21 protein-coding genes, 1 tRNA gene and 2 pseudogenes are annotated in these 26,113 nt (G+C 37.5%); 13 read left to right on the top strand and 11 right to left on the bottom strand.

Going from position 1 to position 26,113, the window contains the following annotated elements:
- Window positions 1-245: 245 nt before the first annotated feature.
- Window positions 246-1,529 (top strand): SLC13 family permease, encoded by a 1,284-nt coding sequence (locus AT575_RS09550; RefSeq protein ID WP_102778123.1) that lies wholly within the window; start codon window positions 246-248, stop codon window positions 1,527-1,529.
- A 26-nt stretch (window positions 1,530-1,555) separates the two neighbouring features.
- On the opposite strand, the gene AT575_RS09545 is transcribed toward AT575_RS09550, so the two are convergent.
- Window positions 1,556-3,343, bottom strand: a complete 1,788-nt coding sequence (locus AT575_RS09545; RefSeq protein ID WP_102778122.1) for a sigma-54-dependent Fis family transcriptional regulator — start codon at window positions 3,341-3,343, stop codon at window positions 1,556-1,558.
- Window positions 3,344-3,510: 167 nt separating this feature from the next.
- On the opposite strand from AT575_RS09545, the gene AT575_RS09540 reads away from it, so the two are divergent.
- The 7 genes from AT575_RS09540 (at window position 3,511) to AT575_RS09510 (ending at window position 11,513) form a co-directional block, all read left to right on the top strand.
- Window positions 3,511-4,767, top strand: coding sequence for a four-carbon acid sugar kinase family protein (locus AT575_RS09540; RefSeq protein ID WP_102778121.1), 1,257 nt, complete (start codon window positions 3,511-3,513; stop codon window positions 4,765-4,767).
- Window positions 4,761-5,918, top strand: a complete 1,158-nt coding sequence (locus tag AT575_RS09535) for an iron-containing alcohol dehydrogenase (protein ID WP_102778120.1) — start codon at window positions 4,761-4,763, stop codon at window positions 5,916-5,918. The genes AT575_RS09540 and AT575_RS09535 overlap by 7 nt, the downstream gene beginning before the upstream one ends.
- A gap of 11 nt (window positions 5,919-5,929) precedes the next feature.
- Window positions 5,930-6,826: a 4-hydroxy-tetrahydrodipicolinate synthase gene (gene dapA, locus AT575_RS09530; protein WP_102778119.1), complete on the top strand. Its 897-nt coding sequence runs from the start codon at window positions 5,930-5,932 to the stop codon at window positions 6,824-6,826.
- A 9-nt stretch (window positions 6,827-6,835) separates the two neighbouring features.
- A complete protein-coding gene (gene pdxA, locus AT575_RS09525) occupies window positions 6,836-7,879 on the top strand; it encodes a 4-hydroxythreonine-4-phosphate dehydrogenase PdxA (RefSeq protein ID WP_102778118.1) in 1,044 nt (347 codons plus the stop codon).
- Entirely contained in the window at window positions 7,876-8,322 is a 447-nt protein-coding gene (locus tag AT575_RS09520; RefSeq protein ID WP_102778117.1) for a NanQ anomerase/TabA/YiaL family protein, read from the top strand. Before pdxA ends, AT575_RS09520 begins: the two co-directional genes overlap by 4 nt.
- 11 nt (window positions 8,323-8,333) lie before the next feature.
- The gene (locus AT575_RS09515; protein WP_102778116.1) at window positions 8,334-9,503 is read left to right on the top strand and encodes a sialidase family protein; all 1,170 of its coding nucleotides are present in this window, start codon (window positions 8,334-8,336) and stop codon (window positions 9,501-9,503) included.
- A 114-nt stretch (window positions 9,504-9,617) separates the two neighbouring features.
- A complete protein-coding gene (locus tag AT575_RS09510; RefSeq protein WP_102778115.1) occupies window positions 9,618-11,513 on the top strand; it encodes a M13 family metallopeptidase in 1,896 nt (631 codons plus the stop codon).
- Window positions 11,514-11,591: 78 nt separating this feature from the next.
- Here AT575_RS09510 and tsf read toward each other — a convergent pair whose 3' ends face one another.
- The 4 genes from tsf to ahpC all read right to left on the bottom strand — a co-directional run bounded on the left by tsf (window position 11,592) and on the right by ahpC (window position 15,962).
- On the bottom strand, window positions 11,592-12,632 hold the full coding sequence (gene tsf, locus AT575_RS09505) for a translation elongation factor Ts (RefSeq protein ID WP_102778114.1): 1,041 nt from the start codon (window positions 12,630-12,632) through the stop codon (window positions 11,592-11,594).
- Between the two features lie 134 nt (window positions 12,633-12,766).
- Window positions 12,767-13,534, bottom strand: coding sequence for a 30S ribosomal protein S2 (rpsB, locus tag AT575_RS09500; protein WP_071794140.1), 768 nt, complete (start codon window positions 13,532-13,534; stop codon window positions 12,767-12,769).
- A 297-nt stretch (window positions 13,535-13,831) separates the two neighbouring features.
- A complete protein-coding gene (gene ahpF / locus AT575_RS09495; protein ID WP_102778113.1) occupies window positions 13,832-15,364 on the bottom strand; it encodes an alkyl hydroperoxide reductase subunit F in 1,533 nt (510 codons plus the stop codon).
- A 34-nt stretch (window positions 15,365-15,398) separates the two neighbouring features.
- A complete protein-coding gene (gene ahpC, locus AT575_RS09490) occupies window positions 15,399-15,962 on the bottom strand; it encodes an alkyl hydroperoxide reductase subunit C (protein WP_102778112.1) in 564 nt (187 codons plus the stop codon).
- A 280-nt stretch (window positions 15,963-16,242) separates the two neighbouring features.
- Here ahpC and AT575_RS09485 point away from each other — a divergent pair.
- A tRNA-Cys gene (locus AT575_RS09485) sits at window positions 16,243-16,313 on the top strand.
- A gap of 201 nt (window positions 16,314-16,514) precedes the next feature.
- On the opposite strand, the gene AT575_RS09480 is transcribed toward AT575_RS09485, so the two are convergent.
- The 6 genes and pseudogenes from AT575_RS09480 to AT575_RS09455 all read right to left on the bottom strand — a co-directional run bounded on the left by AT575_RS09480 (window position 16,515) and on the right by AT575_RS09455 (window position 22,098).
- Complete coding sequence (locus tag AT575_RS09480; protein WP_102778111.1) at window positions 16,515-17,126, bottom strand: alpha/beta hydrolase; 612 nt, start codon at window positions 17,124-17,126, stop codon at window positions 16,515-16,517.
- Window positions 17,127-17,738 carry a flavin reductase family protein gene (locus tag AT575_RS09475; protein ID WP_102778110.1) on the bottom strand — a complete coding sequence of 204 codons (612 nt, stop codon included), beginning with the start codon at window positions 17,736-17,738 and terminating at the stop codon, window positions 17,127-17,129.
- A 3-nt stretch (window positions 17,739-17,741) separates the two neighbouring features.
- Window positions 17,742-18,608, bottom strand: coding sequence for a VOC family protein (locus tag AT575_RS09470; protein WP_102778109.1), 867 nt, complete (start codon window positions 18,606-18,608; stop codon window positions 17,742-17,744).
- A gap of 44 nt (window positions 18,609-18,652) precedes the next feature.
- On the bottom strand, window positions 18,653-19,615 hold the full coding sequence (locus AT575_RS09465) for a VOC family protein (protein ID WP_102778108.1): 963 nt from the start codon (window positions 19,613-19,615) through the stop codon (window positions 18,653-18,655).
- A 139-nt stretch (window positions 19,616-19,754) separates the two neighbouring features.
- Window positions 19,755-21,827, bottom strand: a pseudogene (locus tag AT575_RS09460) (cation:proton antiporter).
- Window position 21,828: 1 nt separating this feature from the next.
- Window positions 21,829-22,098 carry a hypothetical protein gene (locus tag AT575_RS09455; protein ID WP_102778107.1) on the bottom strand — a complete coding sequence of 90 codons (270 nt, stop codon included), beginning with the start codon at window positions 22,096-22,098 and terminating at the stop codon, window positions 21,829-21,831.
- A 293-nt stretch (window positions 22,099-22,391) separates the two neighbouring features.
- Between AT575_RS09455 and AT575_RS09450 the strand changes: the two genes are divergently transcribed.
- From AT575_RS09450 to groES, 4 genes and pseudogenes are all read left to right on the top strand, one after another.
- The gene (locus AT575_RS09450; RefSeq protein ID WP_003085753.1) at window positions 22,392-22,595 is read left to right on the top strand and encodes a cold-shock protein; all 204 of its coding nucleotides are present in this window, start codon (window positions 22,392-22,394) and stop codon (window positions 22,593-22,595) included.
- Between the two features lie 170 nt (window positions 22,596-22,765).
- Complete coding sequence (locus AT575_RS09445) at window positions 22,766-23,227, top strand: CtsR family transcriptional regulator (protein ID WP_102778106.1); 462 nt, start codon at window positions 22,766-22,768, stop codon at window positions 23,225-23,227.
- Window positions 23,227-25,667, top strand: a pseudogene (locus tag AT575_RS09440) (ATP-dependent Clp protease ATP-binding subunit). The gene AT575_RS09445 and the pseudogene AT575_RS09440 overlap by 1 nt, the downstream one beginning before the upstream one ends.
- Window positions 25,668-25,822: 155 nt before the next feature.
- Window positions 25,823-26,113 carry a co-chaperone GroES gene (groES, locus tag AT575_RS09435; RefSeq protein ID WP_102778105.1) on the top strand — a complete coding sequence of 97 codons (291 nt, stop codon included), beginning with the start codon at window positions 25,823-25,825 and terminating at the stop codon, window positions 26,111-26,113.

The raw sequence follows: 26,113 nt of genomic DNA, 5'->3' as shown, positions 1-26,113 counted from the left end.
TTTTTAAGTTAAAATATTAATAAAGGTTTCAGTCAAAACTGAGACCTTTAATTTCGGTTCAATATTGAAACAATATATTTATTTATCGGATTTAAGGTATAATAATAATCAAAATGTTTCAAAAAGAGACAAAACTACAGAAACATTTTCTTATCAATTAAAAGTCATCCTGATATGATAACAGAGTAAACGTTTTCAATATTTATAAAATTTTTAATTATACTTTTTTGAAAGAGGAGAATACAATGACAACTTCAATGTTTTTAGCTCTTGGTATTTTGGTCCTAATGATCGTGATGATTATGTCAGATAAATTTGCTTTTGGAGCACCGCCGCTATTTGCTTGTTTATTATTAGTAGTAACTGGTTTATCAACACCACAAGAAGCTTTTGCAGGATTTATTAATCCTAGTGTTATTATGGTAGCTGGATTTATGGTTGTAATGGCTGGTTTGATGAAAACAAGTTTTATTGCAAAAGTACAGACATCTATGATAAATCTTGTTAACAAAGGAGGATACAAAAGTTATGTTCTTTTATTACTCGTTGTTATGTTAGGTGCAAGTTTAGCTGGGACTGGAGCTACTGGATACTATGTTCTGATTCTTTCCTTAGTATCTACTATTCCTTATAACAAAAAGCTGCCGACATCAAAACTTATGATGCCTTTAGGATTTGCAACCAATCATCCGTTGCTTCCGATTAATGTTGCGTTAACATATGGTGTAACTGTGAGTGTACTTGAATCAGCTGGTTTTACCGGCAATCTTTCAATGGCAAAATTCTCAATTGTTAATGTCATTTTATCTTTAGGCTTTTTAATCTGGAGTTTAGTTGCATATAAATTACTTCCAGACCATCAAATTATTGATGATGAGCTTGAAGAATCAATGGCTAATCAAGAAACAGCTATCTCAATGATGACACCGACTAAAGAAAAAATTACAGTAGCTATGTTTGTAATCAGTGTAATCGGTATGATGATGATGAATCAATTAGGAAATGCTGCTTTTGTAATTCCAGGATTAGCTGCTGCTGTATTGTTGTTTACAAATGTCTTAGATTTTCGTTCAGTTCGTGATAATATGGGAGCACCTGTAATATTAATGATGGCCGGCGTTATTGGAGTAGCAGATGCTTTGGGAAATTCTGGATTTACAAAAATGATCGGTGATGTTGTCGCAGGTGCTTTGGGAGATAATATTAATCCATTCTTAATGGTATTGCTCTTCGCATTATTAACAAGTACAAGTGCCACTTTTACAGGTTCAAATATGGGATCGGTATTTATTTTTGCACCGATTGCTATTGCAACATGTATGAGTTTGAATTTAAATCCAATTGCAGCAGCAACCGCTGTAGTAATTTCAGGTTGGAATGGTGGTTACATGCCAGTAGATGGGATGCCAGCAATGATACTTGGTATGGGTAAATACAAGTTACCACAATTCTGGATATATTCAGTACCGATGTATTTAATTCGTATTGTTTTCCTAACTATTGGGGCGATTCTCGTTTTTCCAATGTAAAAAGGTTGGTCTTTAGACCAACCTTTTTAGTTTGCTTTCAAATATCTCCAGAGAGTGGTACGGCTGATGCCGAGTTGTTTAGCTGTTTTGGTTTGATTTCCATCATTTTGATCCAATACGGCGTTAACAATATCTTGGTTATAATCAAATAAAGTTTTCTCGCTAAAAATTTGTGGTAAATTTGATTCGTTCTCAGAATGAGATAGTAGAAAATTTTGGTGCTTCCTTTCCTCTTTCAAAATATCTTGAACTAGATAATCTGTAATATATAGTGAATTAGTAGATAATACTAATTTTGTAATTACTGATTTAAGCTGTGAAAAATTTCCGAACCATCTAAAAGATATAAGTGACTGTAGAGCTTCCGGCTCAAATCCAATAACTTCAGTATTACATTCAATATTGATTTTGTTAATTAATAAAGTAATGATACTAGTCAACTCATTTTTTCGTTCCAGCAATGATTCTGCGTATATACTGCTACTATCGAGCTCTCGAATCATATAATTAAAATTATCTTCATTATTTGACAGGTTTTGACTATTATAAGTAAAAATAATATTATTCCGTTGTAACAATTTAATATCTTTAATCAATGTTATTATTTGATCAATATCTTTAGTTTTAAGTTTCTCAACATTTTTTATTAAAAAGGTGTTTCCGCTTTCTAAAAAGGGACCATTCGTTGTATTTATAAGGTACTTCCAAAGTCTGTCATTGAGGTGTTGAGAGTCAATTTCAATAAGGTTTTCGGTGTTCTTTTCAAATGCTAGATAAGCTTTATATGCAAGTATTGTTTTATTGGTACCTGTTTCACCAAAAATCATCATAGAGTGATAGTACTGCACTAATTTTTCAATTTGTCTTTCGTTCTTTTCATCTATAAAAGTTGTTAATAAAAGTTTTTTTGATACTAAATTTTTAATTTCATTTTTACTATGAAAAGTGAGGCCAAATTTGTTATGTATTGTGGGAGGGGTGGATTCTTTTATCTGACAGTGGACATAATTATTATTTAGATGATCAACAACTTTCAACTTAACTTGGTAAACTCGAGAATTATGAGTGTGATAAAATTGTGAACCAAAATTCTTATTTGACCTCTTTTTTAAATATTTAATTAGAGACTCTTTTAGATCCTCTGCTAAGTTCGATGAGATAACTTGATATTGACTGGATAATACTAAAGTCAATTGATTTTGATTTTGGATTATTGTCTGGAGTAGTTGAGATTTTTCTTTGTGGGCTTGTATATGTTTGATATAAGCAAATGCGTGATTAAACGCAACTGAAATACTCTCATTTCCGGAGGTAATTAATATTGTATTGATTGATTTTTGTAACGCTTTTTGATTGGTTATAGCATCACATAAAACAAGCTGATAGTTATCTTTCTTTAATAGATCAAGAACTTGATCAGCTTCATGTGGGCTGTTTAAAGTGATAATTTTTATATTGTACTGTAAAATATCACAAATTAAATGAGCATTTTTTGTGATACTTGTAAAACCAACAATTGCAATATTGTCAGTATAATTATGCGCTAACTTAATGGCGCTTAAGATATCATAGATTGAAATAGAGACATCGATAACAGGGATTGAGACAACTTGTTCAATTAAATTAGCAGTTCCTCCTCTTGAAATAATGGCATCATAACCATTGGTTGATAATTCTTTAGCAAGCTTTTGACCCTCTTCTAAATCAGCTGTGTATAGATCTAATTCCACGTTTTCAATTTCTCTAGCGACACTAGCCATAGATAATTTAAGCTCTTCATAGGGTGCAATTCCTAAAATTTTAATTAACTTCATATCTTCCACCTTCTATACGTTTCAATAATAAACAATTATACAATATAGCAAGGAATATATCTATAGTTAGATATATTGTTTCAAATTTTAACTCTATTTTTTTTCTATGACTTCGAATTTGTTAGATAATTAGCTACAATTAGGTTATTAAGAGTAAGGAGGTAAAAATGTTGAAATTATTAGTACTTGCTGATGATTTTACTGGTGCTTTAGATACAGGCGTTCAATTTTCTAAGCAAGGTGCTAAAACACAAGTAACGACAGATATTAATATTGATTTTGAACAGGTTTGTGAAATGTATGATGTTGTAGTCATTGATACAGAAAGTCGATATTTAAATGGAGAAGATGCTAATAGATTAATTCATGCAATTCTAACTCGAGCAAAATCCTTCGCTGTTCCTTATATTTATAAAAAAGTAGACTCGGCACTAAGAGGGAATGTTTCAAGTGAATTACAAGCACTTATTGAAGTCTATGAAAATAAAACACTTAATTTCATACCAGCGTTTCCGGAAATAAATAGAACTGTTGTTGATGGAAACCTCTATATTGGAGAGGATCTTGTCTCTGAAAGTGTTTTTGCTAATGACCCGTATGAACCCGTCCTTGAGAGTAATATTATTCAACTATTAAAAAATAATGATATAGACTCAAAGTCTGTCACTATAAATAATTATGAAAATTATGATTCTTCTATCTTAGTATTTGATAGTAAAACTGATAGTGATTTGGAAAAAATAATTAATCGTTTAAGTGTTTCAAATAGACTACATTTAACAGCAGGATGTGCAGGATTTGCAAAATTTTTAGCAAAAGAATTATTTAAACAAGAAAACAATGCAAAAGTGACTATTAGCTATCCATTGGCCGTCATGTGCGGTTCAATAAATCCAATTACAAAAAAACAAGTGATATATGCAACTAAACAAGGTCATGTTCGTTTTCAGTTAAATGGACAACAACTTTTGGAAAGGAATTATTGGGAAAGTGAAAATGGTCATAAAAACATTAGCAACTTTCTTAATAATGTATCTGTTAACAAGATAGTAATTTTTGATACCTTCAGTGATGAGACAACATCTAGTTTATTGTCCTTCGCTAGTGAGAAAGGAATTAATCAAGAAGAAATTCGATTTAAAATCGGACAATCAATAGGATTATTAACCAAAGTCCTTTTGGAAAGTAACATAAAACGAACGATTTTATTTACTGGTGGGGATACTTTGTTCCAATCAATGTCTGTCTTGGGAATCAATGCTATTACTCCAATAAGTGAGATTGCCCCAGGTGTTGTCCTATCGTCAATGACATGGCATGGGAAAGAGTATCAAGTGATGACAAAATCAGGTGGCTTTGGTGACAAAGGTCTCTTTGAAGAAATTAATAATATGGCTGAAAAGCAGGAGGAATTAATATGTTAAATGATTATAGTTTAAAAATGCCGAAAAATATTTTTGCTGGAGAACATGCACTGGAACAATTGGACGGAATTTTATCTGATAGTATTAAAACAGTTATTGTTTTTACTGATAAAGGAATTCTAGGAGCTGGACTTACTGAAATTCCCGAATCGATCTTGAAAGAAAAGGGAGTTTCATATCGAATCATTTCTGAAATTCCAGCCGAGCCTAGTTATCAACAAGCTCAAGAAATTGTAGATGAATTTAAAAAAGAAAATGCAGACTTTATAATAGCAATTGGTGGCGGATCAGTAATGGATGTTGCAAAATTAGCTTCAATTTTGGCGACAGACAGTTATAGTGTTAAAGACTTATTAGAAAATCCCCTCTTGGCAACTAAACAAGTTCCATCATTAATGATACCTACGACTGCTGGAACAGGATCAGAAGCAACGCCAAATAGTATTGTAGGTGTACCCGAAAAAGACCTGAAAATTGGAATTGTAAATCCTGAAATGATTGCAGATTACGTCATTTTAGATGGACGTTTAATCAAAAATTTACCCGTAAAGATTGCAGCAGCAACTGGTGTAGATGCAATGTGTCACGCGATAGAGTGCTATACCTCGAATAAAAGAAATCCATTATCAAATACTTTTGCACTCGAAGCGTTTGATTTAATCTTTAATAACATTATTGAAGCTTGCACAAATAAAGATGCAATTGAAGCAAAAAATAAAATGTTATTAGGTTCATTTTATGCTGGAGTAGCAATTACAGCATCTGGAACTACTGGAATACATGCACTATCATATCCTCTAGGAGGTAAGTATCATATCGCTCATGGAGTTTCAAATGCTATTTTATTGATGCCAGTGATGACGTTTAATGAACCGGTTATCAAAGAATACTTTGCACAAGCATATGATAGAGTTGTTCGAGATGGGGACAAAGCACTAAGTGTTGAGGAAAAATCAAAGTATATTTTAGAACAAATGGGTCATATCGTTAAAACGCTAGAAATTCCAACAAGTTTAAAAGAATTTGATGTTCCAGAAAGTGATTTAGAAGGACTAGTAGAAGCTGGAATGCAAGTAACACGTTTACTCGTTAATAATATGCGTGAAATCACAGCTGATGATGCTCGTGATATTTACAAAAAAGTTTTATAAAAGGAGAAAAAATGGTAGAAATTAAAGGAATTATATCCCCAATCATTACACCGATGAACGAAGATGAATCGGTTAATCATGACGAATTACGAGTACAAATCGATCGACTTATTGAAAATGGTGTTCATGGATTATTTGTTTTTGGTACAAATGGTGAAGGTTATATACTTTCAGAAGAAGAAAAAATTGAAATCATGAAGACAACAGTAAAGCAAACAGCTGGTAGAGTCCCTGTTTATGCATCTACAGGCTTAATCGGTACTAGTGACACGATTAGATTATCTAAAAAAGCTAAAGAAATTGGTGTGGATGTACTGTCAATTATTACTCCATCATTTGCGGCAGCCTCACAGGAAGAATTATACATGCATTTTAAGACTGTTGCTGAAGCAGTTGATATGCCAATTGTCCTTTATAATATTCCTGCACGCACAAATAATGCTATTGCCCCTTCAACAGTTGGACGTTTAAGTAAAATTTCTAATATTATTGGGGTTAAGGATTCTAGTGGAAATTTTGATACAATTCTTCAATATATTGAGCAAACGCGTGATGTTGAAGGATTTTCAGTATTATCTGGAAATGATTCACTCATTTTATGGACCTTACTTGCTGGGGGAACAGGCGGTGTTGCTGGATGTTCTAATGTTTATCCATATACGATGGCTCAAATTTATAACCTTTTCTTAGAAGGAAAAGTAGCTGAGGCTAGAGAATATCAAGATTCAATAAGAAGTTTTAGAGATTGTTTCAAATATGGAAATCCAAATACTATTGTTAAGCGAGCTGTACTAGAATTAGATTATGAGGTTGGTCATTGTAGAGCACCGTTTAATGGTTTATCACAAGAAGGCGTCAATTCTTTACGCCGAGTTCTTGAAGCTAATAAAGAAAAAGGAATGAAATAGGAGCGACTTATGACAAAGATTGTTGGTATTACACTTGGTGATCCTGCAGGAATTGGTCCGGAGATTGCAATTAAAGCTTTTGCCAAGAAAGATTTATATGACCGCTGTAAACCACTATTGGTTGGAGATTATTCAATTGTCCATTATTATCTAGCGAAACACCCTGAATTAGGATTAGATATTAATATTGTTAATCATGCCAATGAAGGGTTATATCAGTTTGGCAAAATTGATTTAATTGACTTGAAATTAGTTGATATGAATGAATTTCAAATTGGGCAAATATCAAAAATTGGTGGAGATGCAGCTTTTCAATATGTAAAAAAAGTTATTGAGCTTGCTATGGCAAAAGAAATTGATGCAACTGTTACTAACCCATTAAATAAAGAGGCAATGAATGCAGCCGGGCACCATTATGCAGGACATACAGAAATTTATGGGGAATTAACAGGCACTGAAAAATATACCATGATGTTAGCAGATGGTAATTTACGAGTAGTCCATGTTTCTACGCATGTCTCTTTACGAGAAGCTTGTGATCGCGCAACCAAAGAACGAGTACTTGACGTTATACGAATTGCTGATAAAGCGTGTAAAAATCTAGGTATTGAAAGTCCAAGAATTGCAGTTGCAGGGTTAAACCCTCATTGTGGTGAGAATGGATTATTTGGACGAGAAGAAATTGAAGAAATTAATCCAGCCGTAGAAGCAGCTAGAGAAGAAGGAATCAATGCATTTGGAACATTACCTGCGGATACTCTTTTTTCAAAAGCAAATGGTGGAATGTATGATATTGTAGTCGCAATGTATCATGACCAAGGACATATCCCGTTAAAACTTCTTGGATTTGTATACGACCAAGAAACTTCTTCATGGAAAGCAGTACAAGGTGTAAATATCACTTTAGGATTACCAATAATAAGAACATCTGTCGATCATGGCACAGCATTCGATCAGGCTGGAAAATGGACTGCTAGTGAAGTAAGTCTGGAAAATGCGATAGATTATGCTATTCGATTAGCTGAAAATTCTAAAAATAAAGAGGTCTTATGATAATTGATAGAATTGAGTGCTTGGGGAAATACCAAGCGATTCTTGGGAAAATTAATAAAGCGCTTTCTGAAGTTAAAAATCGGCAGAATGATTTTCAAGAAGGTACGCGATATGCATTTGATGGTGGATTTGTTTTTTTTCAAACTGGTCAAACAAAACCACTTCAAAATACTCAATTTGAATCTCATAAAAAGTTTATTGATGTTCAGCTACTATTAAAGGGTGCTGAGTATGTTGCCTTAGAAGATTTATCACAATTAACGACTTCTATTCCCTATAATAGTGAAAAGGATGTTGAAAAGTATGATGGAGGCACTAATCATTTTATAAAAATAACTGAAGGTATGGCATATGTCTGTTTTCCATGGGATGGCCATAAAGCAGTTTTTCATTTAGAGGAATCATTAAGTTTTACTAAAGCGGTAATAAAATTAGAAATTTAAAGAGGTATAATATGAAACAACTTCCAAGTATTCGTTTATCTGAACCAAATGGTCAGGTGTATAGAGATGAGTTTTTAGAAATTGATTTTAGTCTTATTCCAACAGGTGGTAAAGCGACAGCACACGCTCCTGCTCTGATTGAGACTAATGATGGTGGATTGCTTTGTGCTTGGTTTGCAGGTTCTTTTGAAGGTAGTGGAGATATTTCTATTGCTTTATCAAAATTAAATCCTGAAACGCAAGTCTGGTCCGAGGCAGAAATAGTTTCAAAAGGTGAGGATAGAAGTGAACAAAATCCAGCATTCTTCCGCTCACCAGATGGTTTAATCTGGTTAATTTATACGTCTCAGTTAAGTCGTCAAGAAGGTAAAGATAATATGCAGTATACCTCTGTAATTATGGTTCAAAAATCTTCTGATGAAGGTGAGTCATGGAGTGAACCTGAAGTCCTTTTCCCAGAAGAAGGTACCTTTTCTCGACAAGCTATACAAGTTTTGAGTAATGGAAGATGGATTTTTGCAACTTGGATTTGTGAAGATTCACCAGAAGGATTGACTAACGACCCAACAGAATTTAGAGTATCGGATGATCAGGGTAAAACATGGAAAATTGTAAGAATGCCTGATTCAAGTGGTCGTGTACACGCTAATTTAATCGAGGTAGAACCTGGCCACTTAGTAGCGTTTATGCGTAGTCGTTTTGCGGATAATGTTTATCTTAGTGAATCATTTGATTATGGAGATACTTGGACTGTACCTGAGAAAACAGTACTGCCAAACAATAATGCAAGTATTAGCGCAATTAAATTACAGACAGGAGAGATTGCACTTGCTTATAATGTGAACTCAGTAGATAATCCTGAATTTGGGAAAGTATCGTGGCCTGGGCTAAGAAATCCAGTGGCAGTCTCAATCACTGAAGATTTCGGTAAAACTTGGCCGATTGGCCGTGTTTTTGAACAAGCTGAAGGATATATTGGCTCAGAAAATAAAACAAATAACAAACAGTATGAATACCCAACATTATATCAAACCAAAGATGGTTTGTTACATTTAGTTTATGCTTATAAAAATAGACTTTGTGTTAAATATGTACGATTCACTCTTGAAGATTTATTTGGTGCTAAACGCGAAAAAGAAGGACTTTATAATCCAACATCAGGAGCTGGTGTCGAAAAATAATTAAGTATTACCAAAATTCTCAAAAAGCTTGGAGATTGTGCATTCTCTAAGCTTTTTTGGTACAATGGGAGAGATGATACTCCTATGTTTTAGGAGAATAGAAAAGGAGACATGATGGTCGATTATAAAGAGAATTTTTATGAAGCTGTTAATGGGGAATGGGCTGAGACAGCTGTCATTCCTGATGATAAACCAAGAACGGGTGGCTTCTCTGACTTGGCTGATGAGATTGAGAACTTGATGCTTGAGACAACGGATCAATGGCTTGAGGGTAAAAACTTGCCTGAGGGCGATATTTTAGCTAACTTCGTTAAGTGGCATAAGATGACTTCTGACTACGATAAGCGTGAAGAAGTGGGTGTTGCTCCTGTCTTACCCTTGATTGAAGAATATCAAACTTTAGAAAGCTTTGCTGATTTTGCGGCAAAGATTGCAGATTATGAGATGGTAGGGAAACCTAATCTCTTCCCCTTTGGTGTTGCTCCTGACTTTATGAATGCCCAACTCAATGTTCTTTGGGCGGAAGCTCCTTCTATTTTACTTCCAGACACAACTTATTATGTTGAAGGGCACGAAAAGGCGGATGAATTGCGTCAGGTTTGGCGTCAATCGCAAGAAAAAATTCTGCGGAATTTTCATTTTTCAGAAGAAGAAATCACAGACTTGCTTGATAAAACACTTGAACTCGATAAGCAATTGGCTCAATTTGTTCTTTCTCAAGAAGAATCGTCTGAATATGTTAAACTTTACCATCCTTATGAATGGGCAGACTTCACTAAATTAGCTCCAGAATTGCCTTTAGATGCCATCTTTACTCAAATTTTGGGTCAGGTGCCAGATAAAGTTATCGTTCCTGAGGAACGCTTTTGGACCCAATTTGCGTCTCAATACTATTCAGAATCTAATTGGGACTTGTTGAAGGCAGACTTGATTATTGGGGCCGCTAATGCTTATAATGCTTATCTAACTGATGCTATTCGGGTTGAATCAGGTGTTTATGGCCGTGCGCTATCAGGTACACCACAAGCCATGAATAAGAAAAAAGCGGCTTATTATCTAGCTCAAGGCCCATACAGTCAGGCTTTAGGCCTTTGGTATGCTGATGGTCATTTTTCGGCAGAAGCCAAGGCTGATGTGGAAGCTAAGGTTGCAACTATGATTGATGTCTATAAAGCACGTTTGGAAAAGGCCGACTGGCTGGCAGAATCAACACGTGAGAAAGCCATCGTGAAATTGAACGTGATTACCCCACATATTGGTTACCCAGAACAATTGCCTGAAACCTATGCTAAAAAGATTATTGATGAAAACTTATCATTAGTTGAAAATGCGCAAAAATTAGCAGCTATCTCAATTGCACATAGTTGGAGTAAGTGGAATAAACCTGTAGATCGTAAAGAATGGCATATGCCAGCTCACATGGTCAATGCTTACTATGATCCACAACAGAATCAAATTGTTTTCCCAGCAGCTATTTTACAAACACCTTTCTATTCACTCGAACAAAGTTCTTCTGCCAACTATGGTGGTATCGGTGCGGTTATTGCCCATGAGATTTCACATGCTTTTGATACCAATGGTGCATCATTCGACGAACATGGCTCATTGAAAGACTGGTGGACTGAGGCAGACTATAGTGCCTTTAAAGAGAGAACTGATAAGGTTGTTGAGCAATTTGACGGCTTAGACTCATATGGCGCTAAGGTTAATGGTAAATTAACTGTTTCGGAAAACGTTGCTGACTTAGGTGGTGTTGCTTGTGCTTTAGAAGCGGCTAAGAAAGAAAGTGATTTTTCAGTGCGTGAATTCTTCATTAACTTTGCTCGTATTTGGCGAATGAAAGCCCGTCCTGAATTTATGCAAATGATGGCAACTGTTGATGTCCATGCTCCAGGTGAGTGGCGAACAAATGTTACATTAACCAACTTTGATGATTTCCATCAAGAATTTGAGATTACTGAAGGTGACTTTATGTGGCGTCGTCCGGAAGACCGGGTTATTATTTGGTAATATTAAAAAGGTTGAGCATCAGCTCAACCTTTTTGAATAAAGAAAAAACCTTGAAAATCTTCAAGGTTTTTGTGATTCTTAGTTATTAAGAGCAGCAGCCATAGTTGCAGCAACTTCTGATTCGAAATCGTTAGCTTTTTTCTCAATACCTTCACCAACTTCGAAACGAGCAAAGTCAATAGCTTTTGCGTTAACTGAGTTAAGGTAAGCTTCAACTGTTTTGCTGTCGTCCATGATGTAAACTTGAGCAAGAAGAGTGTAAGCTTGGTCAACTTTAGTGTTGTCAAGCATGAAGCGGTCCATTTTACCTGGGATGATTTTGTCCCAGATTTTTTCTGGTTTGCCTTCAGCATCTAATTCAGCTTTGATGTCTTCTTCAGCTTTAGCAATAACATCTTCTGACAATTGAGCTTTTGAACCATATTGTAAGAATGGAAGTGGAGCTTTGTCAACCATTGCACGAGATTCGTTGTCTAATTCGATGTCATGGTTAAGTTTAGCAAGTTCATCTTTAACAAATTGTGGGTCAAGTTCAGTGTGAGAAAGAACAGTTGGTTTCATTGCTGCGATATGCATTGAAATTTGTTTAGCAAGTGCTTCGTCGCCACCTTCGATAACTGAAAGAACGCCGATACGTCCACCGTTATGTTGGTATGCTCCGAAATGTTGTGCATCTGTTTTTTCAAGAAGTGCAAAACGACGGAATGAAATTTTTTCACCGATTGTAGCAGTTGCGTTAACGTATGCTGAAGCAAGAGTTTCACCTGAAGGCATCACTAATGCTAATGCTTCTTCGTTGTTTGCAGGTTTACCTTCAGCAATAACTTTTGCAGTTTCGTTAACCAAGTCAACGAATTGAGCATTTTTCGCTACGAAGTCAGTTTCAGCGTTAACTTCAACAACAGCAGCATGATTACCACTTACATAAACGCCTGTAAGTCCTTCTGCAGCAACACGGTCAGCTTTTTTAGCTGCTTTTGCCATACCTTTTTCACGTAAAAGTTCAACGGCTTTATCCATATCACCATCAGTTTCAACAAGTGCTTTTTTAGCGTCCATAACGCCGGCACCAGATTTTTCACGTAATTCTTTTACAAGCTTAGCTGTAATTTCTGCCATTAGTAGAATCCTCCAAATATTTTTTGATATTAAAATTTAAAAAAACGAGACAGAGCGGTTTGCTTTCTGCCCCGTTTTGGTATTGCGAATGTCAAAGTCCTCTTAAATGAGATTTAAGGGTAAATTTGTCAAACTTAGTTGTTGTCGCCTTCTACAACTTCAACGATTTCTTCGATTGAATCTGCTTTAGCTTCAGCTTCGAAAGAAACTTCTGCATCTTCACCTTGACGGCCTTCGATAACAGCGTCAGCTAATTTAGAAGTGATTAATTTAACAGCGCGGATAGCGTCGTCGTTAGCTGGGATGATAACATCGATATCATCTGGATCAGCGTTTGTATCAACCATAGCTACAACTGGGATACCAAGTTTTTTAGCTTCTTTAACTGCGATTTGTTCTTTATGTGGGTCAACAACGTACATAACGTCAGGAATACGAGGCATATCTTCGATACCACCTAGGAATTTTTCAAGACGAGCGCGTTGTTTGTTAAGAAGTGCAACTTCTTTTTTAGGAAGAACTTCGAAAGTTCCTTCTTCTTCCATACGTTTGATTTCTTTCAAACGAGCGATACGTTTTTGGATTGTTCCCCAGTTTGTAAGAGTTCCACCCAACCAACGGTGGTTGATAAAGTATTGACCTGCACGAGTTGCTTCGTCAGCAACTGCTTCAGCAGCTTGTTTTTTAGTACCAACGAACAAGATAACAGCGTCGTTAGCAGCAGCGTCACGAACGAATTCGTAAGCTTGATCAGCTAATTTAACAGTTTGTTGTAAGTCGATAACGTGGATGCCGTTACGTTCTGTAAAGATGTATTTAGCCATCTTAGGGTTCCAGCGACGAGTTTGGTGACCAAAGTGAACACCAGCCTCAAGAAGTTGTTTCATTGAAATTACTGCCATGAGTAGTTTCTCCTTTATAATGTTTTTTTCCTCTCTCAGACGTCGACTTGCAGTCCAACCCGAAGGCAACAAGACCACAATTGATCAGAGATGAGTATTTGTCGACAGACGACAAGATAATTCTAACAGAATTTACTGAGAAAAGCAAGTGAATTCTATCAGATATTTCCTTGTTTTCTCAAGCAAATCGACTGAAAAAGGGAACCTATGGACGAAGTTTTTTTGACTTTGCAAGGGCGCAGTTATTCTCAAAAAAATCAGTCCTTACTATGAAGTAAAGAACTGATTTAGCCGTTTTTATTGTCGGATTAAATAGTCAAAAGCGCCAATTGCGGCTGTTGCGCCAGAACCCATGGAGATAATAATTTGTTTATAAGCAGAATCGGTACAGTCACCAGCCGCGAAAATACCTGGTATATTTGTTGCACCATGTTTATCAACGATGATTTCACCTCGGTCGGATAGGGCAATACCACTGTCATTTAACCAGGCTGTATTAGGAAGAAGTCCAATTTGAACAAATACACCGTCCAAATCAATGTGTTTAACTTCTTCACTATCGCGATCGGTGTAATTAATACCTGTGACATGGTCTTGACCAATAATTTCCTTAGTGGCTGCATTTTTGATAATACTTAAATTATCGGTTTTAGCTGCACGCTCCTGAAGCACCTGGTCGGCTTTTAATTCTGGTAAGAATTCCAGAACAGTTACATGCTTACATAGTCCTGCAAGATCCAAGGCAGCCTCCATTCCAGAATTTCCGCCTCCAATAACAGCTACATCTTTTCCTTCAAAAAGTGGTCCATCACAGTGAGGACAGTTGGTAACACCTTTAGTACGTAGCTCCTCCTCGCCAGGAACGTTAACATTACGCCATTTAGCACCTAATGCTAGAATGGCTGTTTTTGCCTTGAGAACAGCACCATTTGCCAAGGTAATTTCAACGACATCATTTTTCTCTATCTTAGTGGCTAGTTGAGATTTTATGATATCAACTTTATAAGACTTGGTGTGTTCTTCGATTTGAGCCATTAATTGAGGACCCTCAGTATATAAAGTACCAATCATGTTTTCGATACCGACAGTTTCCATGACTTGGCCACCAAATGTCTCAGCAAGAAGACCAGTTCTTAGGCCTTTACGTGCTGCGTAAATGGCTGCGCTGTTTCCTGCAGGTCCACCACCAACTACCAGGACATCATAGGTTTCTTTATCAGAGAAGGCCTCCTCTGATAAAGGTCCTGCAACTTTTTCAAGAAGCTGTTCGATGGTTGCACGGCCAGAATGAAAGACGATGTTTTCAAAGTATACGGTTGGCACTGACATAATGCCCTTTTCTTTGACTTCGTCTTGGAACATGCCTCCCTCAATCATGGTATGTGAGATATTTGGATTAAGGACAGCCATGATATTGAAGGCTTGTACGACATCAGGACAATTATGGCATGTCAAGCTAGCGAAGGTCTCGAAATGCATTACCTTATTAATGCCCTTAATACGATTGATGACATCCTGATCAACTTTAGGGGCTCTACCTGAAACTTGTAAAAGAGCTAAAATAAATGAAGTGAACTCATGCCCTAAGGGAATCCCTGCAAAGCTAACGCGTCCTTGTTCACCATTTTTTGCAATTGTAAAGCTAGGAATTCGGTCTGCAGTAGAAGATGTTACTGTAATCTGATCACTCATCTCAGCAATTTCATCTAGGAATTCACGCATTTTTTGAGAATTGTCATCCTCACCTAAATGAGCCTGCAATTGGATATCTGATTCTAATAAGGCCAAGTATTGATTTAGTTGTGTTTTGATATCTGAACTTAGTGCCATATCCTACCTCCTTTGGTAAAATGCTTAGAAATGTTTAGATTTTTCCAACAAGGTCAAGACTAGGTGTTAGGGTTTCTGAGCCTTCTTTCCATTTAGCAGGACAAACTTCACCTGGATGTTGACGAACATACTGAGCAGCACGAATTTTATCAATTAAAGTGCTGGCGTCACGACCAATTCCGTCAGCATTGATTTCCATCATTTGGATAATACCATCTGGGTCGATAATAAATGTTCCGCGTTGAGCTAATCCATTTTCTTCATCTAAAACATCAAATGCGCGTGAAATGGTATGAGAAGGGTCACCAATCATAGTATAAGTGATAGTACCTACAACATCAGAGTCATCATGCCAAGCTTTATGCACAAAATGGGTATCCGTAGACACTGAATAAACTTCAACTCCTAGAGATTTCAACGTTTCATATTGTTCTTGTAAGTCACCTAATTCTGTTGGACAAACAAATGAGAAATCTGCAGGATAAAAACAGAAAACAGCCCATTTACCTTTGATGTCCTCATGGGTTACCTTGATAAATTCACCATTAACATAAGCATCCGCTGAAAATTCAGCCATTTCTTTTCCGACTAAAGACATAAGAGGTCCTCCTTCTATTTTATACTTGTATTATAGGAAAAGATTGATAAAAAGTCTAAGAGAAAATGGCTTAATTTGTCTTGAATTGTCAGAAAATTCCCCTTATTTTGGAAAGGTATTTAATTAGAATAGTTCTAAATATTGAAGGGTGGGGTTTTACTGAGTTAAGAAATTTTGAAATATTTAGTTAAGATTAAAAAACTTTTTAAAAAAATAAAATGTGTGGAGGCAATTTTATCTTGACCTTTACTTACATTTAGGGTAAAATATTTAATGTTGTGGCGGTATAGCCAAGTGGTAAGGCACGGCTCTGCAAAAGCTTGATCGTCGGTTCAAATCCGTCTACCGCCTTAAATTTACAATTCATTCATTTTCTAAAAACAAGAAGCTTAATTTTCCAAGCTTCTTGTTTTTTTGCTACCAGAAAAATAATAGAAAATCGGTCAAAAATTGGCCAAATATTTTATGGAAATAGACTATGTCAGGCTATTAATCAACGACTTTCCAAGATAGTGTAATAATGACAGAAAAACGGAAAAACTAGTTGAATAACTAGTTTTTTTCGATATTTAATAACCAATCATGTGCCGCTCGTAAACTCTTTAAGGTAACTTCATGGCTTCTCACCCAGAAGGGAGTGACTTGAGCTTTTCGGGATTCAAATTCTTGAATGACCTTTTGGCTTTGAGAAATCGGCACGATAGGGTCCTTTTCTCCCATGGAAATGAAGACTTTCGTTTCCCTTTTTTCTTCTTGTAAGCTACTAGTATCAATAGGATACATAGGTGCAAAGAGGATGGCTTGTTTAAAAGAACTCTTGTCTTGTAAGAGGAGATTGATAGCCATGTTAGAGCCATTTGAAAAACCGACCAAAACAACTTGTTCTGCTGGGAAGTCATGGTCTTTCATGAATTGGCTCAGCTCCTTACTTAATTGCTTCCCTCTCATGTCTAAATCAGCTTGGTCAAACTGACCTTCAGCAAGTCGTTTAAAAAAGCGTAAGGCACCATTTTCAGAAACTTCTCCGCGAAGGGCCAAAATATTTGCATCAGGATTGAGATAGGGAACTAATGGTAAGAGACTTTCCTCATCACCGCCCGTCCCATGGAGGAGAATCAATAACGGTTGCTTGTCTTTACCTTTGTAATAGGACCATTTTGTCATTTATTGCGGCCTTTCTAAACTGAAAACTTCACCAATTTTGGCGTAGTCACTACCTGCCAAACGACTAATGGGCTCCAATGCTTGAGCAGAGATATAACCATCTTGGTAGACTTTTTCATCTATATGGAAATGGACGATCTGTAAAAGCAATAAATCAGCTATAATCTGATTTTGATCATCTAAGATTGGAACATGTTGGTAGAGCTTTGCTTCAAAACGGGTTAGTGCTTCCGAAACCCCAGGCGTTTTGATGCTGCTAGAATCCACTAGGGTCATCCCTGTTAAAGCTAATTCACTCTGACCGCGTCCCAAGGATTTGGCGGCCTGGTTTACAGCTTCCAGGTTAGTCGATGTGACACTGTGGATAACGGCTTCTTTTTGCTTGAGAATGTTACTTGCGGTATCTTTCATTTGTCCATTTTGCCTTTGGACGCTGATAGAGATGATAGCTGGTTTGTGGGAGACAATATTATAAAAGCTGAAAGGAGCAAGATTGATTTGCCCATTTTCAAATTGTGTGGTTACAAAAGCAATGGGACGGGGAATAACACTACCAATCATCAGTTTGTACTGTTCTTTGGGACTTAGGTCCTTACTATTAAATGAAATCATTGTTTACCTCTCTGGAATTCTTAAAGGGGTTAGATTTGTTTCAATCTGATGGCGTCTATTTTCGAATTTATCAGGTAATTGTAGTTTTTGCCCTAATTGGTCAAAAGGTTCATCAATGGTTATACCTGGGCCATCTGTCGCTAATTCAAAGATAACTTTGCCTGGTTCACGGAAATAAATAGACTTGAAGTATTTGCGATTGCGGATCACAGTAACATTTTGTCCGATGCCCGCAAGATAGTCTCGGTTTTGTTTGAGTACTTCTAGATTTTCAACAGCCCAAGCAATGTGATGGACAGTCCCAATGCCCATTTGTCCTCTTTCGCAATTTACTTTAGGTAGGTAGATATGGTCTTCCTCCAAACGATTTGTCTTAAGATAGTAGAGGTCATCGTTTTCTGCTATAGGGACCAGGCCAAATTCATTAATAAGGAACTGGTAACTGGCCTGATAGTCGGCTGAGAGCAAGTAAGTTCCATGAAATCCAGTAATTTCTGGGGTGCTTGCTTCCTCTGGCCCTTCAACTAGGGCTAATTCTAACTGGTGGGGGTCTTCAAAAAAGAGGGCACTGGCTTCAAAGAGGCTTCTTTCTTGGTAAGGAATACCAAAGCTTTCTAAGCGTTGACTCCAAAAATCAAGGGAAGCTTTGGGGATTTGAAAGAGGATGCGTCCTCCCTGACCACTGCCTTTTGTTCCAGCTTGGCTATTTTCCAAAGGGAAAAAGGTCATAAGACTGGGATCGGAAAGGTTTTGGCTGGCAAAATAGAGGTGATAGCCACTGGGGTCATCGAAATTGACGGTTTGTTTGACCAGTCGGAGATTGAGGACTTGGCTGTAAAACTCCAGGTTTTCTTGGGCATTGCCAACCATGGCACTAATGTGTGGATGCGGCTGATTTTTTTCATGATATCTCCTTAGTGTGGGCGACTGGTATCAAAGGGGCGGACCATGTTTTCGATCATGTGGCGTTTTGGTTCCAAGAATGGCGGTAGTGACAAGGATTCGCCTAGGGTTTCATAGGGTTCATCGGTGGCAAACCCAGGGCCATCGGTTGAAATTTCAATGAGGATGTGGCCAATGCGAGCGTAGAGGGCTTGGAAATAGAAACGGTCAACCAGTCCAGAGCTTGGGATACCGAGACTTTCATATTTATCTGCCCATTCTTGGATGGCTATGGAGTCTTTAACACGGAAGGAGACATGATGAACTTGGCCATAGCCTTGGATGGCTTGTCGGCTTTCTGTGTCTTGGCGAAGGATAACTTGGCCACCATGTCCCCCCTGACCAACCTCCAAAATGCTATAATTGTCACCTGTTTCAAGGACACGCATGTCATAAATTTGCATCAAGTAATTTTTGAAATCCTCGTAGTAACTGACAGTGATTTCAATTGGACCCAAGCCATAAATAGCTTTGTCTGTTGGGACTGGTCCATTTTGCCATGGAATACCGGCTTCCACACCTTGATTGTGTTGGTCAGAGACTAATTGGTAGCGTTGTCCGTCTTCTTCTTCAAATGGCAGAGCTTTGTGGCCGAATAAATCGATAATACCATCATTTTTGACGCCATATTGGGCAAAGCGTTCTAAATAATAATCTAGAGCTGCATCATTTGGGACACGAAAACCAATCCGTGTGATGGCATTGGTTCCTCGAATTCCTTTTGGGTTATCAGGGAAGTCAAAGAAGGTCATGTCGGTGCCTGCATTACCTTGATCATCGGCAAAAAAAGTATGGTATGTGTGGATGTCATCTTGGTTGACTGTTTTCTTTACCAGACGCATGCCTAGTACTTCAGTGAAAAAACGATAGTTACGTTCGGCGCTGTTGGTCATTGCTGTAACGTGATGGATTCCTAATAATGTTGATGCTGTCATAATGAGACCTCTTTTCGTAATAATAAAGACTACCATTGGGAAATGGTTTTGGTAGTTTTGTTTAAGTAGTTTTAGCTTATCACTAGTTAGTAATAAATAGCAACTCTTTTGTTTCGTCAAAAAAAGAAGTGACATTTGATCACTTCTGGCGGCTGCGGTATTTAATGAAATCGTAGGCAAAGTTTGGTGAACTTTCACGTAGGGAAAAACTTTCTAACTCATTGACTTGGTCACGTAAAACTTGAGCTTCTCGTGAACTTAAGTCGCCCATTTGTTCAAATTCATGAATTGTTCGTCTTTCTAAATAATAGCCTTTTAGTTGTAAGTCATTGGAATCTGGTAGATAGTGCATCAAGACACGTTCGACAAAGAGTCCAGAATTAATCAGTTCCACATACTGAATTCTTTGGCTTTGTAAGAAGTTAACTAAGGATGAGTTATAGTAACCCTCTAGGTTTTCTAAGGCTTCCAGGATTAATTCCGTATTGTTCATAAAGAGGTCTGTTAGGTGTTCGCGGTTACTTGGGCTAAGCTGAATGCGGGGTTTTTTAATGCGTTCAACAATGGAATGAAAACCTCGGAAAGAGCTGATTTCATGTAGGAGGCCTCGTAAAACTCGGAGCAGAATAATCAAGGCATAAGTGAAGCTAGAAACAAAACTTCTGTTGATATCGCGTTCTAAGGATTTAATATAACTTTGGTAGATACGATATTCTAAAAGTGAAATTTCTTTTTTCTTAAAGGCAAATTCCAAACCGTTACTTTCAATGGATAGGATCATTAATTGAAGTTCCGCTAAATCAGCCATAACTTCGTTAGATTCTTGGTCTAAAATCAGACTTTCAATTCGTTTATTATAGGTGTCAACCACATGATAGATAGCGGCCTGATTATTGTTTTGTTCATCACGACTTTCTTCTTCCAATTCTTGGATAACAGTTGTTAGGATGGCAATTTTAGTCAGGTTGTCTTTAGGGATATCTGTCGTAGGTGCTAGTCGCGGTAACATGATGAGGCCGGTTAAGAAACTTAAAAGAGTGACCGCACCGACTATAAAGAGAATGAGACTGTAGTCTTGTGTCATTTCTCGAGGGAGTAGGAGTATCGTTGCAATGGAAACACTTCCTTTTACGCCTGAGAATGTTAGTAAGTTAATTTCTCGCCAATACTTTTTCAAAGACCTTTTGTTGTGGATACTACGATAGAGGTAAAAAAGACTGATGAAGACGAAGCGGAGGAAGAATAGCAGAGCTGTTAAGGCGATTACCAGTAATAACAAGTAGAAGTTACTGTAATCAGGACTGGTTAGGACGGGGCCGGTAAAATGAGCAGCTTCCATTCCGAAGACGATAAAGACAAAACCATTGAGCATGAAATTAATGGTTTCCCAGATAATTGAAGTCACGCGATCAACTTGGGCATCAAATAGGGTAACTTTTTTTAACCTATTAGCTGCATGACGCCGGCTATAACGACGGCAATAATGGCTGAGACGTCCAAGAGGCTAGCTACAAAATAGGATACGATGGGCAGGGTTAATTCTAACAGCAAAGCTCCAGTGACATCTGCGGCGTCGAATTTTTCTAGGACGGATAAAAAGATGCGGTTGAGTAATGCAAAGACCAAGCCTACGGCTATTCCGCCAAAAATAGCAATGGTCAAATGTAGACCAGCACTAGTTAGGGAGAAGGCTCCTGTCATGATGGCGGTCAAAGCAAATTGAAAGGTGACCAAACCGCTAGCGTCATTGAGGAGTCCCTCTGAGGTGAGGATGTTTTTGATTCTATTTGGAAATTTGAATCGTTTAGCTAAGGATAAAAAAGCAACGGCATCAGTTGGTGCTAGGGCAGCTCCCATAGCAAAACAAATAGCTAAGGGCATTTTGATTGGTAGGATTTCATTGATACCTAGTCCCATAAATAAGGTGGTCAAGAGGACTGTTGGTAAGATTAGATAAAGAATGAATGCTCTAAAACGCAAAAAAGCTTTTGACATCACTCTCTTGTCCTTCACGGAAATTTAAGGGGGCAATGACAAAGGCTAGGAAGAGTTCTGGGTTAATAACAATTTCATTATCTTTAGAGAAGGCACCAAAAAGAAGACCCAAAACTAGCTGAATTGCTGGTAGTGGTATCTGTGGGAAAATACGATTGATAACGTTTGACAGGATCAAGGCTATTAAGAAGGCGAAAACGAGTAAGGAAATAGGCATTCTAGTGCTCTCCTTTTAGGGGCTTATCTCCTTCGTCAATGGTATAAGCTCCTTTTAACTGAGCAATTTTTTGATTGATTGAAGAGAGGTCCTTGTTTTCCAACATGTATTGGCAACGTTCTTTTTCAAGAGCTAATAATTTCTTCTTAATTTTTTTGGCTTTTTTATGATTTGAACAGGTTAAATCGCCTTGGCAAGTTTGGTCTTCATGTGCCTCGATGTATTTCCCCTTCATTTCTTGGATACGACTGGTAATTGAATTGACAGACATCTCATGTCCTTTCGAAAATATTATTAAATTTAAGGTCTGGATAGACTTACTTCATGTCATTTTAACCTAGTTTACTTTTTAACTCAAGAAAAAGCGTTAAACATTTTAGAGTGCGCGATCAATTTAATCTTTTTTTAAATTTTTTAAAGCGCTTTAATGTTTTGCCTTGACAATGAAATAGGGCTTTGATAGACTTTAAATGTAAATTAGTTAATGAGTAAATAATTGTGTTTCAACATCTTCATTTCTCTCTAGTTTTACAAATAGCATTATTAGAAAGGACGTGGATGTATATGGCACAAGGTACAGTTAAATGGTTTAACGCTGAAAAAGGTTTCGGTTTTATCTCAACTGAAGAAGGTCAAGATGTCTTCGCACATTTTTCAGCAATCCAATCTGATGGTTTCAAAACTTTAGATGAAGGACAAAAAGTGGAATTTGATGTTGAAGAAGGTCAACGTGGCCCTCAAGCAGTGAATATCACTAAATTATCTTAATCAGCAATGAAAACAGATAAATAGAAGACAGATATAGGTCTGTCTTTTTTTTGCGTTCTTAAAGAGACGATGAGAAATAAAGATAAAGATTTGCTTTTAGCTACGGCAATTTGATATAATAAAAGTCAGTTTTAGTCAAAATATTGCATATGAAAAGAAGGAGAGACTTGATGCCGAGTAAAAACACATCTGATAGCATTGAAGAATATATTAAAGAGTTATTAGCTCAATCAGGGATTGCCGAAATTAAGCGTTCTCTCTTAGCAGACTCCTTCCAGGTTGTACCTAGTCAGATTAATTATGTTATTAAAACACGTTTTACCGAAAGCCGTGGTTATGAAGTAGAAAGTAAACGTGGTGGCGGTGGCTACATTCGGATTGCCAAAGTCCATTTTTCTGACAAACACCATTTAATAGGAAATCTAGCCGCCAATATCGGTCAAGAGGTTAGTGACATTGTCTTTACCGACTCCATTCAGCTTTTGTTTGATGAACACTTGATTACGGAGCGTGAAGGTAATTTTATATTAGCCACGGCCTCAGATGATGTATTAGGACCAGATGCAGCTAGGATTCGTGCGCGTATGCTTTATCGCTTATTACAGCGTATTGACAGGAAGGGAAACAATTAATGATTGAATATTCACCCAAAATGCAGGAAATTTTCAAACAGGCGCAATATCAGGCGGCCCGTTTGATAGTCAATTCTTAGAGACTTGGCACCTGCTTTTAGCAATGGTAGTGGTTGAAAGTTCACTGGCGGGACTTGTTTTCAATGAATTTGATGGCAAGATAGCTGTCGAAGAGTATGAAGCCGCTGCTATTTTAGCCATGGGAAAAGCACCACAAGATGAGATTAAAGAATTAGCTTTTAAAGGCCAATCAAGAACCTTAACACAGATTTTGCAATTTGCTAACGCGATTCGTCAGGTTACTGGAGCCGATGAAGTTGGTTCTGAACATGTGCTCTTTGCTATCTTGTTAAATCCAGATATCATGGCGACACGTTTGCTTGAGATGGCTGGCTTTAAAATGCGTGATGACGGACAGGGCGATTTGAAACTGTCAGATTTGCGCAAAGCTATTGAGCGCCAAGCTGCTTATAGTAAAGAAACCATTAAGGCTATTTATGAGTTACGCAAACCTAAGAAAGCCAAAAATGCAGGTTCTTTCTCAGAAATGATGAAGCCAAGCAGTACAGCTGGAGACCTCTCTGATTTCACGCGTGATTTGACGCAAATGGCTAGTCAGGGACTTTTAGAGCCTGTTATTGGTCGTGAAAAAGAAATTACCCGTATGATCCAGGTCCTTAGTCGTAAAACAAAGAATAATCCCGTTCTAGTTGGTGATGCTGGGGTAGGTAAGACAGCCTTAGCTTATGGTTTAGCTCAACGGATTGTCAATGGGTCAATCCCTTATGAACTGCAAGACATGCGTGTACTTGAATTAGACATGATGAGTGTCGTAGCTGGGACACGTTTTCGTGGTGATTTCGAAGAACGGATGAACCAAATTATTGATGATATTGAAGCTGATGGTCATATTATTCTTTTCGTGGATGAATTGCATACCATCATGGGATCTGGTAGTGGTATTGACAGTACTTTAGATGCTGCGAATATTTTGAAGCCGGCCTTGTCTCGAGGCACTCTACATATGGTCGGGGCAACAACGCAAGAAGAATATCAAAAACATATTGAAAAAGATGCAGCCTTATCCAGACGATTTGCTAAGGTCTTAATTGAAGAACCAAATCTTGAAGATGCTTATCAGATTTTGTTAGGCTTGAAGTCTTCTTATGAGACGTATCATAATGTTAGTATTTCGGATCAGGCCGTTCAGACAGCTGTTAAAGTTGCTCATCGTTACCTAACTAGTAAGAACTTACCGGATTCTGCCATTGATTTATTAGATGAGGCCAGTGCAACTGTTCAGGGGCTCGTCAAAAAAGAAGCTCCTTCATTCTTAACACCAATTGACCAGGCGATTTTAGATGGTGATTTTAAAGTGGTAAGCCAGCTTCTTAAAAAAGCCCAAGCTGCCAAACCAAATCCGACGCCAGTAACTGAAGATGATATCATGGCAACTTTGAGTAAATTATCTGGTATTCCAGTAGAGAAAATCAGTCAGGCTGATAGTCAGAAGTACCTTAAATTAGAAAAAGAATTACATAAGCGAGTTATTGGTCAAGAAGAGGCGGTTTCAGCTATTTCTCGTGCCATCCGTCGCAATCAGTCAGGCATTCGAACAGGTAAAAGACCAATCGGTTCCTTTATGTTCTTAGGGCCAACAGGGGTCGGTAAAACGGAGTTGGCTAAAGCCTTAGCAGAAGTTCTTTTTGATGATGAATCTGCCCTAATCCGATTTGACATGTCCGAATATATGGAGAAATTCGCAGCAAGTCGTCTCAATGGTGCCCCTCCAGGATATGTCGGTTATGATGAAGGTGGCGAACTGACAGAAAAAGTTCGGAACAAACCTTATTCAGTCCTGCTCTTTGATGAGGTTGAAAAAGCGCATCCGGATATCTTCAATGTCTTGCTACAAGTTCTTGATGATGGCATGTTAACCGATTCTCGTGGTCGAAAGGTTGACTTCACCAACACCATTATTATCATGACAAGTAACTTGGGAGCAACAGCCCTTCGTGATGACAAAACCGTTGGTTTTGGTGCGCGTGATATCAATCAAGACCATGGAGCGATGGAAAAACGGATTTTAGAGGAGCTTAAAAAAGCTTACCGTCCCGAATTCATCAACCGGATTGATGAAAAAGTGGTCTTCCACAGTCTGACACAAGATGACATGCGTCAAGTGGTTATGATTATGATAAAACCATTAATTGCGACCTTGCAGGAAAAAGGTATCACCCTCAAATTCCAACCATCAGCTCTTAAGCATCTTTCAGAGAAGGGTTATGATGTGGAAATGGGAGCACGTCCATTACGCAGAACCATTCAGACAGAGGTTGAAGACAAGTTATCAGAATTGATACTTTCTGGCCAACTTGAGTCTGGTAAGACCTTGAAAATAGGTTTGTCGCAGGGCAAATTAAAATTCGATATAAACTAAAAATTGATACCTTATTTTTTGGAAAAATAAGGTATTTTTTTCTTGACTATTTTTGACCAAGTGATAGAATAGTAACTGGAATTAGCACTCTATATATACGAGTGCTAATATTAACTTGATTATTCTATTATGATGATATAAAGGAGGAAATAACGATGTTAAAACCATTAGGTGACCGTGTGGTCGTTAGATTTGAAGAAGAAAAAGAACAAACAGTTGGTGGTTTTGTTCTTGCGGGTGCTCAAAAAGAGTCAACTCGCAAAGCGAAAGTTCTTGCCGTAAGTGAGACAGGTATGCGTACCATAACTGGTGAAGTTGTTCCCCCGTCTGTTCAAGTCGGACAAGAAGTTTTGGTTGAAAGTGGACATGATTTAGAAGTAACACTTGCTGATGATAGACTGTCTATCATCCGTGAATCTGATATCATCGCAATAATTTCTGAATAG

It is taken from the genome of Streptococcus penaeicida, assembly GCF_002887775.1.
Lineage (GTDB): Bacteria > Bacillota > Bacilli > Lactobacillales > Streptococcaceae > Streptococcus > Streptococcus penaeicida.
Note: the sequence above shows the minus strand (reverse complement) of the source record. Positions and strands in the feature narration are given on the sequence as shown.